Genomic DNA, 14130 nt, shown 5'->3' on the forward strand with positions numbered 1-14130 from the left:
GTTGATAAGTTCCAATATATTGACGAATTTGCCAATATCTCCAACAGCTATATTTCTATATTACACAATTTATCCTCAAAATCAAATGGTTTTATAGTCAATTATTCTATAATCACTGTTTTAACACAAAAATCAGACCCTGAGTGCTCTCACCCAGGGTCTGTCCATAGTATCTATCCGGAGCATGTCCGCTTTTCAGTCATACATGCATCCCAGCGTTTATCCGTCGCTGCTTAACTCTGATCTCTTAATCCTGATTTTCTTTTCTCCTGTGAAGTCCCAGCAGCATGAGCAGAAGCAGCCCCAGCAGGGCAATGTGTGCCCAGGAGCGCTCCTCTCCTGTCTTCGGAACTCTCCTTCTGCCTCTTTCCGGCGTAGATCCGGGCGTCTCAGGCTGTTCGGGTATTTCTGTATTGGTCACGGTAAAGCCTCGCCCCGCATCTCCGCTGATGCTGGTCTCATAACCCTCACAGGGCTCCTCTGCTATGGTGTAGCGGTACTTTCTGAGGCTTCCCTCCGCCCGAACGGGCAGATCCCTGAACTCCCAGCTCCATCCCTCTGACGCGCTGAGCTCCGCTCTCGCATAGCTCTCGCCGTCGCGGAGCAGATAGACGGTCACTGCATCCAGCGGACTGCCTTCCCAGAGCTTCTGCACCTTCACGCTGAAATTCTTCTTTCCCGGATTCGGCGTGTGTCCTCCACCTCCGCCGCCCGGATTGGAGGGCGTGGAGGGCGTCGGCGGTTTCGGTGGGGTCGGCGGCTCCGGCGGTATCTCCATATTGGTCACTTTGAAGTGCTGTTCGCCGTAATCCGCACTGCCGGTGATCTTCACCTCATAGCCCTCTATGGGCCGCTCTCTCAGGCTGTACTGGTAGCGCCTGCCCGAGGCATCCATCGCGGGAAGCCCCTCCACATGAGCGCTCCAGCGGTTCTTTGCACTGAGCGTAATCGCAGGAAGCTCCCTTCCGTTTATATCCTTCGCCGGCACTCCGTCGCAGAGTATTTCCACCACGGCTTCCCGGGCAGCCTTTCCGATCCACTGCTTCTCTATGCCAAATTCCACCAGATGCGGATTGTTGATGATGATACTGCCCGTGGAATCTGCCTCCGTCAGCTCGAAGTGGTAGTCCTTCTCCATGCGCTGATAGCCCTCCGGTGCCTTCACTTCCCGCACCACATAGCTCCCGAGGCTCAGATTCCTGAACTCTGCGATGCCGCGCGCATTGCTGGTCACTGTGAGCAGAGGCTCGGGCCGTTCCGGATGTTTCTGAAGCTCCTCCGCAAGGTAGAGCGCAAACTCCGCCCCCTTCAGCGCGCTTCTCGTGTCTGCATCCCGCTTGGAGATCAGAATGCGCCCCGCGATAGGCTGATTGTTCTTAAAACGCCGGATCACAGATCCGTCCAGCTTGCCCATCCGGCTGTCATCCCGGAAATTCAGCGGGATCTCCGGTACGGTGTAGCTGTCCAGACGATAACCCTCCGGGGCTTTGGTCTCAACCAGTATGTAGTTCCTGCTGACATTCAGCTGCTTCACATAATCCCCGAGCTCTATTCGGCCCTCCGCATCACTGATAAACCTCTTTCCGGGCGTAAGCTCTCTCCTGCTGCCGTCCTCCAGTTTCTCATAGAGCGCGAACTCCGCGCCGCGAAGCGGAAGGTAGATATCTCCTCTGTGCTCCGAGACACTGCGGTAGCGATAGGCAGAATTCTCCCGGAGGAAGCTCTCCTTCTCACTCTCCAGTATGTTCTCATAGATCAGGTCGCCCTTGATGAGCTCCAGCTGAAGCGGCCGGTCCACATAGCGGAAGCTGAACTTCTTTGTGATCTGCTCCTCTTCTACAATGATTCCCGTTTTGTCTCCGCCTGGCTCAAAGGGAATATAGACCGTGTGCTCTGTATCGGAGAGCAGGTAACCATCCGGCGCAGTGAGCTCCCGGAGATAGTAGATACCCGGCTCAATATTCTCAAAGCGGGCCAGTGCCCTGTTCCCTTCAAGCTTCGCCTCCTGCTTCTGAATGACGGCGCCATTCCTGTACAGCGCAAACACTGCGCCGGCAAGTGCTGCGCCTCTCTCATCCTGCTTCTCCACCTCTACCAGACCTCTCACGGGCTTTCGAAGGTTCGGGAAATTCAGGATGTTCTGGCGGAAGACCTGTCCGCTCTCATCTGTTATTTCTGCCTTGTCGTTTAATTTGAAGCGATATTTCCTGTCATTGTGTCTGTAATTCGGATCACTGTGCGGAAGCTCGGAGATCTCATACAGGGTGTTCAGCTTCAGATTCTTTACGATCACTGCTCCCCGCACGGTCTTACCGGTCTCGATCGGGGCTCCGACCGCCTGACCGTCCGCAGTAAGCTCCTGAATGGAGAAGGCATAGCCATCCAGCCTCTTCTTCCCGAAGTTCGTGAGCTTCTGCAGGCTCTCCGGCAGCGCAGCATCCGCCGCAAGCCCCAGCTTATTGATGACCAGCTGCAGATCCTTATTGACAATACTCTGATCCCCGGTGAAGCGAATCTCCCGGTGCTCCGCATCAATCGCAAATTCCAGCGGAGCCGCGGCCTGATAAGCTGTCTGGCTGCTGTTTGTCTGCTCTGTCAGCTGATAGACCCCCTCGAGAAGATCCGAAACCTTGATCTTTCCGTCAGTTCCGGTACGGAAGCTTCTGTCGTAGTCCTGATTCCAGGGACTCATGCCCTTTAAGCGGAAGGCGACATAGGGTAGCGGCGTTCCCGCCTCATTCACCTTCAGAAGCTCCAGCGAACCGCGATACGGCTTTACATTCATGAACTCCCTGATCGCCAGCGTGTCTTCTATCCGGACATGGAACTCCCGCCCCTCTGCATCCGCCGCCGCGTGCTTCTTGAAATCCTCATAGCCGAGCTTTAATTCGTGCTTGGCTCCATTCTCCGCTCTCTGATAACCCTCCGGGAGCTTCGTCTCTGTGATCGTATAGCTCTCCTGTATCGGGAGATCTGTGAAGCGCACCTCTCCATCCTCACCGGATACTGCGGTATAGATGCGGCCGCTGCTGTCCTTTGCCTCAAACTCCGCGCCGGGAAGGCCCTGAGCCTTTGCATCGCCTGTCGCAATCCCTTCTTTTCCAAACTTTTTGAAGCTGATCGAGCCCTTCGGCGGGATCAGGGAATTCCAGACCACATTCGGCTCGATAAAGCGTATGGTGGCGCTGTCCTTCCGGACAAAGCTGTTCCAGGCCTTCTTTCCGGTATTCGCGTAGTTGTTGCTCAGATCGTTCTTCGGCGCCTTCATCGGAACAATGACCGCCAGCACGCCTCCGGCAGCAAGCTTCACACCGGGCTTTGCCTTCACCAGTATGCCTCTGGTATTGGCGGCGGGCGCCGCTGCCCAGCTGAGCTCCTTCGCAATCTGATCCGCGGAACGGTTATTGTAGTTTACTGCTGTATCACTGTTCCAGTAGAGAACCTCATAGCCCTCCGGAACCTGCACGCTGCGGCTTAAATCAAATTGATTCTCAAACTCGGAATGTCTGGGAGCCCTCTTGTGGTTCCCGATATTCTCCTCCTGTATATTGGTATCTCCCACATATGGGAAGAAGTCCATCAGCTGAACATTCTCTCTGTCACTGCTCTGATTGTTGATGAGCTCCAGCTTATATTCCAGCTGTCCCTCGGACTCCGTCATAACTCCATCATCCGACCACGGCAGCTCTCCGTATCTGCGGATATACTTTCGGGCGTACATCTCCTTCGCCTTCATAAAGCGGAAGCTGGTCTCATCGTAGAGCCACGGCTTCGACGCATCTTTGCCCGGCACCGCCTTCTTCACACCGAGCTTCATGATGGAAGGATTCTCAAAATCTACATACAGACGGTTCGTCACAAAGCCCTCCGGGATGGCCGGAGAGGTCGCTGTCTTCAGCGTCGCGATATGATACACTCCGGCCTTCAGGAGCTCTGTGTGGAAGCGGATCGCCAGCTGATCTGTGCCTCCGTAGTTTTCGATCAGCTCATACTCTCCTCCGCTCCTCTGGAAGTCCTCTGAGAGCTGAATCTGGTTCAGACTGACTCCATTCGGCATGAGGTCTATCATCTCAAAATTCTTAAGATCCTCCGCGCCGAGATCGGCGATCGCCGCCCCTCCGTAGATCTCCGGCTTCAGGGACAGGACATAGTCTCCCCGCTCCCCGGGGTAGATGGGACGCGCCGCAGTAGAGGGATAGCTCTGTGTCTTCTGTATTCCCATGCGCTGCGCATAATCCCTCACATAGATTTCCGCGTGGTCGCCCCAGATGAAGTTTCCGGGGATAGGATCCCACTCGCTGTGGTACTTGCTGATCATGGTGTTGCCGTCCGGTTTCTTCAAATCCCCTCTCTCACCGCTCAGGATCTTGGTGCCCTTGATATAGAGATTTCCGGACATGACGGCGTAGTTCTGGAATACATTGCTGCCCGAGGACGAGGCATTGTACTGCTTCTTGTCCGGCTCCCGGAGCTTCGTATCGATGCGAAATTCCAGTGCGGACATAAGCTTATGTTCTGCCGGCAGCACCAGATAGACGTAATCGATCTCCCTGGCAATCTCCTCCGGAAATACGACATGATTCCTCTCGCTCATCTCCACAGACTGCTGATCCAATATCTGATCCGAAGCCGGATCCAGATTCTTGCCCGCTCTCTTATAGGCGATGACATCCACCGTGATATTTGCGGCCGTGTGGCTGTCACGCGGGAAGGAGACGCCGTAGTAGTACAGCCGTGGATCCAGATCATAGTCCGCTATCACAAGCTCCTGCAGATCTGACTTCTGCGCGAGTGAGGACGCGCGTAAAAGGAAAGGAATCACCTTTTCACGATCCTTCGCCGTGTCGTAGAAATAAGAGGTGATGCCGTCCGTGTGCGGCCCTCCGCCGGGAAATTTCTCAAAGCGCGGATCTCCGTCATAGACTATGGGCGCATAGAAGCCAGTATAGATGCTCAGATCATCGCTGCTCTGCATGTGCTCCTCTTTTGCGCCTATGTCATGCGGAACCAGCTCAAGCTGCACCTGGTTCTCCACGTTATAGCCGGACTTCAGATCCGGATAGGAGAGGTAGAGCGGCGCGATATAGCCGGAAGGATTCAGAGTCTTCGGGAACTGCCGGCTCTGCGACAGAAGCTTCTTTCCCTCTGCATCCACGCTCAGAGACCAGTCCGGGTTCATTGACTGATCAAACACTGCATCCCGGGTCTCCTCCAACCCGTCCGCATTGATCGCGACATACTGCGGCAGCGTATCCCGGACTATGGCCTGATCCACATAGCGCTCCAGCGAGCCGACCGTGAAGTCATAGCGCACCGGCATAGCCTCCGTCACCTTGTACTCTCTGACTCCGTCAGGCTTTAAGTACTCTCCCAGAACACCCATGAGGCGCGGGCCGTTGTCACTGGAATCCAGGTTCTTATAGTCGTAGTCCGGAAGGTTCAGAGGACTTCTCTTTATAACCTGCGGCGGATTGTAATAACCCTCCAGCGTGAGCGGCTCCGCAACGCAGATGCTCTCTCCCTTATTGGTGAAGAGCCCCTGAATCTGCAGCCCGTGGTGATTTGGCGTCTCATACTTCTTAAATCTCCACTCAACGGGGAGACTCAGGCTGTAGCCGCCTGACACACTGCCATCTGTGGCCAGCTGAATGCGCAGCTCTCCGTCCTTCGCCTCGAAGCTCTTTACCGAGGTGCCCTCTTTTCGCACCTTGATGGAGCTCTGGTCGATATATTTCGGATCATAATAGAGCCGTATCTCTCCCTCTGTATAGGTGTTGTCGTCATCCGTGACATCCAGATACACCCAGGTCGTCATGAGTTCACCGATGTGATAGCTGTGCTTCGGAAGACTGCTGTTCACATCCGTCTCATTGCCCTGGCGCAGCTCCACGCCGCCGCGATTCGTCACAGTCTGCTTTTGATAGCGGAAAATGAGCTCGTGAGGCTGTCTGTCGTCCGGAACCTCCACCGTCTCATGATCCACAGAGTGCTGGAATATGCGGATATAGCTGTAGGTCTTGTCTCCGTAGATGTATTCGGAGACCGTGTCCGCGAGCTGCTTGTCATTTTCATCCAGATACTTCACTGTCACATGCGTGGGGTTGATGAGGTGCTGACGGACCTGGTTCACATAGCCGTCCTCCAGCTCATTCGGATTCCCGGCAGGCTTATTTCCATCCATGACGAAGACCAGCACTTCCTTCTTCGTCTTATTGCTATTGCGGTTCCCCTGAAAACTGTTCTGAGAGAGCTCCTTCAAAGCCGCGCTGACAAAGACCTCGTCCAGACGATTGTAGCCAAAGGCCAGCTCTGAGAGCGTCTCTGCCTTCGGCAGATCCAGACTTCCGCTGATCTGATTCTTGTGGAACGCCATGCGTTCTGCGGTCCTCAGCTCCGGAAGGGACAGCTCCCTGATCTGGTTTTCATCAAAGGCCCGGCGTCCGACTGTCCGGAGGGCAGGCGCTTCCAGTTCGTTTATCTTATTTCCGGCGAAGGCCAGCGGAGCAACACTCTCCAGACTGGGAGCATAAAGCTTCTCCAGCGGACGATTATAATAGCCTGTGATATTCTCATCCGGATAGTCATATCTCTCTGCATAGGCACTGTTTTTCATAATGTCTGCAAAGGCCGCGACTCCCACCTCCCGGAGCGCCGGAAGCGACAGCTCCTCAAGCTTATGACTGTAGAAGGCGCGCTTTCCTATGCGCTCCAGCTGCGGCGCATGGAGCGTCTCCAGAGGAGCACCGGCAAAGGCATAGTCTCCGATATCCCGGACGGCGGGAAGCTCCGCCTCCGTGATCGGATTTCCCGAAAATGTGCGCCTCCCTATGCTCTCCAGCTGCGGCAGGTCCAGCGCCGTGATCTTATTCACACCAAAGGCCCATGTTCCCGTGATGCTGCGAAGCTGCGGAAAGCCGCTGCTGATATCGCTGAGCTTGTTGCCATAGAAACCGCTGTCCCGCACCTCGGTGACATTTGGCGCACTGACACTGACCAGACCGATGGCCTCAAAGGCGCCCTCCGCCACCACCTGTGCGCGCGGCGGGAGCTTTAATTCAAAATTCTTCTTTGCGATCTTATCCTGCCCCGTCGCCGAGAAGCCGGTCACGACCTCTGGATGCTCCGCGTCCCAGGTGAAATCTGCCTCCTCCCAGTCCCCATCTCCTGTGGGGCTAGGATTCACAATGTAATTCTCCTTACTCGGCAGGCTCTCATTGTCGGTATAGATCACAACGCGATTGGCCCACTCCGGGGATCCCGGATTTCCTGCAAAGGCACCCGTTCCGATGCGCTTCAGCTTCGGCATATGGAGCTCTGTGAGCGCTCCGTTTCCCCTAAGGGCCTCATCGCCGAGCTGCTCCAGACTGTCAAAACGATCCTCGATCACGGGCTGTCCGGTGGACGCATTGCCATAAAACGCCTGTCCGAGCAGCTCCTGCACCATCGGAATCGACACTCTGGTCAGAGGACTTCGGTTAAAAGCTCTGTCCTCGACAATGCGAAGCGCAGGGAAGTTCTCCTCCGTCACCTCCGTGAGCTTACTATCCAGAAATGCGCCATCCCCGACGATCTCCAGATTCGGAACTTCTACCGCGGCAATCGGGCAGTTCCAGAAGGACACATATCCCGTTTCCTTCAGGGAGGGAAGGCTGATGCTGCTGAGAGACTCATTGCTCACAAAGCCCATGGTCTCTATCTTCTCCAGCAGCGGAAGATCTTCCTTTCCGATTTGCTCCAGTTTGTTCGTAGAAAAGGCCTTCCCCTGCACAAGAGTCAGCCTGGGCAGGCGGATATGAGTCAGTGCGTTTTCTTCAAATGCCTTGCCGCCGGCGATCTCCAGTGCGTTCAGGCGCAGTTCACTGATCGCATTGCTGCTGAAGCTGCCCGGATAGTCTGACACCGACTGCCGATACTCTCCCTCTATAACCCGGATATTTCCTGCCTCTCCTTCCGCCGTGGACAGGTAGTCGCTCAGAGCGGTCAGCCCTCGGACACGGAAGGAATTTTCTCCTCTGTTCTCTGCAACCGTATCAATGACTGTCGTTCCGTCCGCCGGGTTCAGGTGCGGAAGCACCAGCTCCTTCTGTGTCTCCACCTTCAAAAGGCCGCTCTCAGAGAAGCCGGTGACCTTATTCCCATCGTAAGTAAAGTCTCCGAGTGTCCAGCCCTTCCCAATCGGAAACGCATTCCAGTCCACACCGATGGAGACCTTCAGCGTGAGGCTGCCTGCATTGCCATAGCGGTCCCGGACAGAGTAGCTCACAGGTATGATCTGACCGGAGACATCTGTCGGAATGCTCTCCGGAGACACGGTGACAGAGGCGCTGATATCCTCTCCGTTCAGATCCGTCGCCTTTACGAAAGCCAGCAGCGCTGCTTTTCCCCCGTCTCCATTCAGCGGAATAAAGGGGCTCGCCTTTGGCTCAATCACAGGCAGTATGTGCGTGTTTTTATATTTTACTGTGAGTACATAGCTCTCACTGTCCGGCGTATACTTAAGCTCCGGCTCCACCGGCTCAAAACCATGAACCGGAGGGGCCTTGTAAGTATTTTCCTCATTCAGGAACACCAGACCGTCGAGCTTCTCTCTGTCATTGCCAAAGATCATATCGCCGAGAATGGGCTGTCCGCTCGCTTCATCCACACAGCGCACCGTGATGGTCGCAGGATTCACCACCTGACCGTACTGCTCCGCCACCACCTCGGTCCGGAGAACAGGCGAGCCGGTCTCGACCAGCACATAGCGGTTATTGTTCGTGAAGACGCCGGTACCCCAGGCCGTGATTCCTGCGGGCAGTTGTACCACATCCAGATCGTTGTAGGAGAAGGCGCTGTCTCCGACGACGGAGAGCGCATCTCCCACGCTGAGTGTCTTCAGCTTATTATTCAGGAATGCCTCCTCTGCGAGCTCCGTGATCTGATTCAGCTGAAGCTCCTCCAGCTTATTGTCGCGAAAGGCAGAGGCCTGAACCTTCTTTACGGCATCTCCAAAAGTCAGGGTCTTCAGACCGCTGCCCGCAAAGGCGGACTCTCCGATCTCCTCTACATTTGCGCCCAGAACGAGCCCAAGCCCGTCCAGATCCTCCTGATAAAACGCCATGGGATCGACACGCTTTACGGGCTTTCCCTCCAGCGTGTCCGGAATCTCAAGCGTCTCGCCATCCGGCAGATCCGCCCTTCCTTTTCCCTCCGCAAAGCCGGTGATGACGACTGCATCATCCTCCTCATAATAGCGGAACAGACCGCTGCTCTTAAGCTCCGGAGCCGGCAGCTTTGCATTCCGAAGCATGAGAAAGCCGAGCGGTGCAGTGAGCGCCGCCCCCAGATTGTCGAGCCATTCCAAAAGCCCGGACTTTATCCCCGCGCCTTCCGCATTGCTGCTGCTGGCATTGCTCGCGCTGGCATTGCTGTCTGTCAGCCTGCCGCTGGAGTTCTCACTGCGCAGCCAGTCCATGAAGGCCTCCAGCCCTCCGGCCTTCGTATCGTCCAGCACCGGGCCATCCGGCATTCCCTCCTCCGAGAATGTCTCAAGAAGAGAAGCCAGTGACTCCTGCCTCGCCGCATAGCTGATACTGTCTCCCTGTGTCACGGTTCCAAAAAGGACGCAAAACGCCATCAGAACAGAGACTGCCCTTCGCCAAGGCCACTTCATAGTACATACTCCCCTCAAAAAATAAATAATTTCCTATATCCCTAATATTTAAAATATATTCAATCAAAATAATTGTCAACTTTTTATGTATTCTTTCAATTTTTTATGTATTTTTTCTGTCTTTAAAAATGTCAACTGTATAATACAAATTTTAATTCCCCCGAATTCGAGGGAATTAAAAATGAAGCAGGATTTAATCGTTTTATTTTATCCGTTAAGCAGTGGGTAGAAAAAACGAATTCTATTGGTATTGTTGCGAGAGCAGGAAGATATGGCGGAACTTATGCGCACAAAGATATAGCATTTGAGTTTGCTTCTTGGGTATCTCCATATTTTAAATTGTATTTGATTAAGGAATTTGAACGCTGAAAGGAAGAAGAACAAAAGAAGTTAGGTTGGGAAACACGCCTTACCACTCAAAAGCGACCGGCCCGCCGTGGGTCGATCGCTCTTTTTCACTCTGATATTTGCTTCGGAGCTCTCACTCCTCCTCTGTCTCCGCTTCGCTGAAGAGCTCATTAAACTCCTGCTCGTCCAGAATCTCGTCAAAGGCATCCGCAACGATCTCGTACTCATCGTCCGTCTCAATATTTGTGAGATCCGGCTGCCCCTCCTCTGTCTCTCCATAGCGGTAGAAGTAAACGGTCGATTCCTCATCATCCGTCTCCGGTGTGAGCGCAATGTACTCTCTGTCCTCACCACCGGCGGTGAAGATCGTGAGTACCACACACTCCAGCTCTGTTCCGTCATCCAGGGTCAGCGTGACCGTGGTGTCTCCGCCATCAAAGAGACCCTCTCTCTTAATCTCCTGACTCTCGCTCATGAAATTCTCCTTTATTCTGCTTCTGTTTATTGGACGCAGCACTGCTGCTGGCTCTATTAAAATTCATCTCATTCCGCTTTGCAAGCAGAATCTTGCAAAAAGCGTAAAAATCAGCCTTTCGGCGTCTCGTATTCCGCGATGAAGCGCGACTCCTCCACCGCGCGGTGAAAGCGCTTTTTACAGGTACAGACCACAAGCTCGTCCTTCGCACGGGTCATCGCGACGTAGAACATGCGCCGTTCCTCCTCCAGCTCGTCTCTGCCGCAGGCCTTTCGGTGCGGGACAATGCCTTCGTTGACATCAATAAGAAAGACCAGCGGAAATTCAAGCCCCTTGGATGCGTGAAAGGTCATGAGATGCAGCTGGTCTGTATCCTCCCTGTACTCCTCTGCCTGTCTCTGTCCCGTCTTTTCTCCATCCCGTGACCTTGCTGTCCGCTCTCTCCGCTGCATGAGCTCCTGCCGGAAGTCCCGGCTGTGCTGAAGCCACTCCTCCGGGAAGCGAAAGCCCTCCGCGCTGTCCTGCAGCTCATCCAGTATCTCCAGCAGCTCTCCGGGCTCGATCTCATGCTCCTCGGCATAGCTTAAGAGAAAGCGCTCATAACCGATCTCCTGACGTATCCAGCTGATCGCCTCATAGACTGTGAGGTGGGAGAGATGACGGAGATCCCGCGACAGGCGATCCAGCCGCTCCCGCATCCACTGCTCTCCGCTCTTCTCGTAGTGCGCATAGATCCCCTCCAGTGTCTCCCCCTCCATGCGGAGCGCCTCGCGCCGGATATAGCGGTTCGGGCGATTCATGATGCGAAGCAGGTCCCCCGGCTCTGCGATATGCCTCGCGAGGCGGAGATAGGCGACCACATCCCTCGCGATCCAGTGCTCCATGAGATCCGGAAGCATCTCACGGATGCGGAAGGGGATATTCTCCGCCATGAGCCTTGCACTTAAGAGCCGGGGCTGAAGATTCGTGCGGTAGAGCACCGCGATATCTCTGTACTGCATCCCCTCTGCAATATGGCGGCGTATCTCCGCGACAATATAGGCCGCCTCCCGCCCGGGATCCGGACAGACCACAGTATTCACAGGCTTTCCGGAGGCACGATGCGCCGTGATTTCCTTTTCAAAGCGTTTTCTGTTCCGGCGTATCAGGCGTCCGGCGGTCTTCACGATCTCCGGTGTGGAGCGAAAATTAATATCCAGCAGAAGCTGACGTGCGTCCGGAAAGTCCCCTCGAAAGCCCAGCATGAGCTCCGGCTTCGCGCCGCGGAAGCGGTAGATCGACTGGTCGTCATCTCCGACTACCGTGAGATTGCTCCGCGCAGCTGCGATCATGCGGACAATCTCATACTGCAGACGATTGATATCCTGAAATTCATCCACCAAAAGCCACTGCCAGCGCTGCTGCAGTGCGGTGCGTATATCGTCCCTCTCCTTTAAAAGCTCATAGGTCATGAGCAGCATGTCCTCATAATCAATCTTCTGCCGCTCACCAAGCGCCCGCTCATAGGCACAAAACAGCTCCCGGAACTGCTCCGCCGGGCAGCTCACGGAGTAGTAATGCGGGAGCTCCGCCCGTTCCTCCTTCACCACTGCGATCTCCGAGAGGAGATTCTGCACCAGTGTCCGGATATCTCCGCTCTCAATGCGCAGCTGCCGCACAAGTCCTGTGAGAATATTCACCCTCTCCCCGTCCGCAATCACCTGATCTGCGGCGTAGCCGTAGGCCGTGCGCAAAATGCGGAAAAAGAAGGAGTGAAAGGTTCCGAAGACCGGCCTGCCTCCCCCGTAAGGCCTTTCCTCACAGGAGGGCATATCTTCCTGTAATGCGGCAAAGCGCTCCTCCATCTCCCGCGCTGCGGCCCGCGAAAAGGTGAGCACCAGTATGCGCCGCGGATCCACCTTCAGCGCATCAATGAGATAGCGTATGCGCCGCGTGATGACAAAGGTCTTTCCCGAACCGGGACCTGCAAGCACAAGAAGCGGCCCCTCCCCGTGGGTGACCGCCTCTCTCTGCGCTCTGCTGAGCCCCTCCGTATGCCGGAGTGGCGCTGCAGCTGTATTTTGTTCTATCTGCGGCCCGGCCTCCGCCATGTGCCGCCGCTCTCTGTCTCTCCTCAATTCTGTCTCCGTTGCAATTCTCTGAAAACCGGAAGGCGCCTCCTCAGGCAAGCTTCTGAATTCCGGTCTCAAGGCGCCTCAGCGCCTCCTCTCTTCCCAACAGCTCCAGGATCTCTGTTGCCCCCGCAGGCGTCATGAGCTTTCCGGAGAGCGCCGTCCGTATGGGCCACATCACATGACCGGTCTTCACTCCTGTCTGCTCCGCATACTGCTTCAGCAGCTCAAAGAGCGCATCGTTCGTCCAGCTCTCCGCCTTCTCAAGAAGCGGGAGCACCTCGGTGAGCACCTTCCGTGCGCTCTCCGCCGTGGACTTCGACTTCTTATTTGTATACATTGCAATATCGTACTCCGGCAGTGCGTTGAAGAAATCTACCATCTCCTCAATATCCGGGAAGGTTTCGATGCGCGTGCGCACCAGCTCTGCCACTCTCCGGCGGTCGATGTCTGCGGTGAGATATCTCTCGAGATAGGGCTCCGCCTTCTCATAGAAGACCTCCGGCGCCATCGCCTTTAAGTACTCCCCGTTCATCCAGCGCAGCTTGGTCATGTCAAACACCGCCGGGGACTTGTTGATGCGACGGTAATCAAAGACCCTTGCGAGTTCGGGCAGACTGAATATCTCCTGCTCTCCCTCCGGCGACCAGCCGAGCAGCGCCACAAAGTTTACGACTGCCTCGGTCACAAAGCCCTGCTCCAGCAGATCCTCAAAAGAGGCGTGTCCGCTGCGCTTCGAGAGCTTCTGATGCTCCTCATTCGTGATGGTCGGGCAGTGCACATAGACCGGAACCTCCCAGCCGAAGGCCTCGTAGAGGCGGTTATACTTCGGGGAGGAGGAGAGATACTCCTGTCCGCGCACCACATGGGTGATGCCCATCAGATGATCGTCCACCACATTTGCAAAATTGTAGGTCGGGAATCCGTCTGACTTGATGAGAACCATATCGTCCAGCTCTGAATTGTCTACGGAGATGTCGCCGTAGATCTCGTCGTGGAAGGTCGTGGTGCCGGTCCGCGGGTTGTTCTGCCGAATTACAAAGGGCTTTCCCGCCGCGAGATTCGCCTGCACCTCCTCCGCAGAGAGCGAGAGGCAGTGCTTGTCGTACTGCATAATGGTCTCGCCGTTCACGCTTCGCTTCAGCGAGTCGAGTCTCCCCTGATCGCAGAAGCAGTAATAAGCCTCGCCCTTCTCCACCAGCTGTTTCGCATACTCCATGTAGATGCCGGCCTTCATGCGCTCACTCTGCACATAGGGACCATAACCGCCATCCTTGTCCGGGCCCTCGTCGTGAATGAGTCCCGTCTCCTGCATGGTGCGATAGATAATCTCTGTCGCGCCCTCCACAAAGCGCCCCTGATCCGTGTCCTCAATGCGAAGCAGGAAGGTTCCGTTCTCGTGCTTTGCGATGAGATAGGCGTAGAGCGCAGTTCTCAAATTTCCAACGTGCATGCGTCCCGTGGGACTTGGCGCATATCTGGTTCTGATCTTCATTTCCTGATCTCCTTCTGTTCATACCGCCCCCCCCGGGAGGGAGGCGTAA

Annotated in this window: 4 protein-coding genes and 1 pseudogene; 1 reads left to right on the forward strand and 4 read right to left on the reverse strand. The window is 55.3% G+C overall.

What is annotated here, in order from left to right:
* Positions 1-247: 247 nt before the first annotated feature.
* Complete coding sequence (locus tag J2S20_RS03230) at positions 248-9652, reverse strand: SpaA isopeptide-forming pilin-related protein (protein ID WP_307253174.1); 9405 nt, start codon at positions 9650-9652, stop codon at positions 248-250.
* Between the two features lie 132 nt (positions 9653-9784).
* Between J2S20_RS03230 and J2S20_RS03235 the strand changes: the two are divergent.
* Positions 9785-10018, forward strand: a pseudogene (locus J2S20_RS03235) (KilA-N domain-containing protein); the annotation flags it as partial.
* Positions 10019-10133: 115 nt separating this feature from the next.
* Here J2S20_RS03235 and J2S20_RS03240 read toward each other — a convergent pair.
* From J2S20_RS03240 to gltX, 3 genes are all read right to left on the reverse strand, one after another.
* Complete coding sequence (locus J2S20_RS03240) at positions 10134-10475, reverse strand: DUF1292 domain-containing protein (RefSeq protein WP_106611617.1); 342 nt, start codon at positions 10473-10475, stop codon at positions 10134-10136.
* 110 nt (positions 10476-10585) lie between these two features.
* Positions 10586-12664 (reverse strand): ATP-dependent helicase, encoded by a 2079-nt coding sequence (locus J2S20_RS03245; protein WP_307253176.1) that lies wholly within the window; start codon positions 12662-12664, stop codon positions 10586-10588.
* Positions 12636-14081 (reverse strand): glutamate--tRNA ligase, encoded by a 1446-nt coding sequence (gene gltX / locus J2S20_RS03250; protein WP_307253178.1) that lies wholly within the window; start codon positions 14079-14081, stop codon positions 12636-12638. The genes J2S20_RS03245 and gltX overlap by 29 nt, the downstream gene beginning before the upstream one ends.
* Positions 14082-14130: the final 49 nt, after the last annotated feature.

The sequence above is a fragment of the Moryella indoligenes genome (assembly GCF_030812885.1).
In the GTDB taxonomy this organism is placed as follows: Bacteria; Bacillota; Clostridia; order Lachnospirales; family Lachnospiraceae; genus Moryella; species Moryella indoligenes.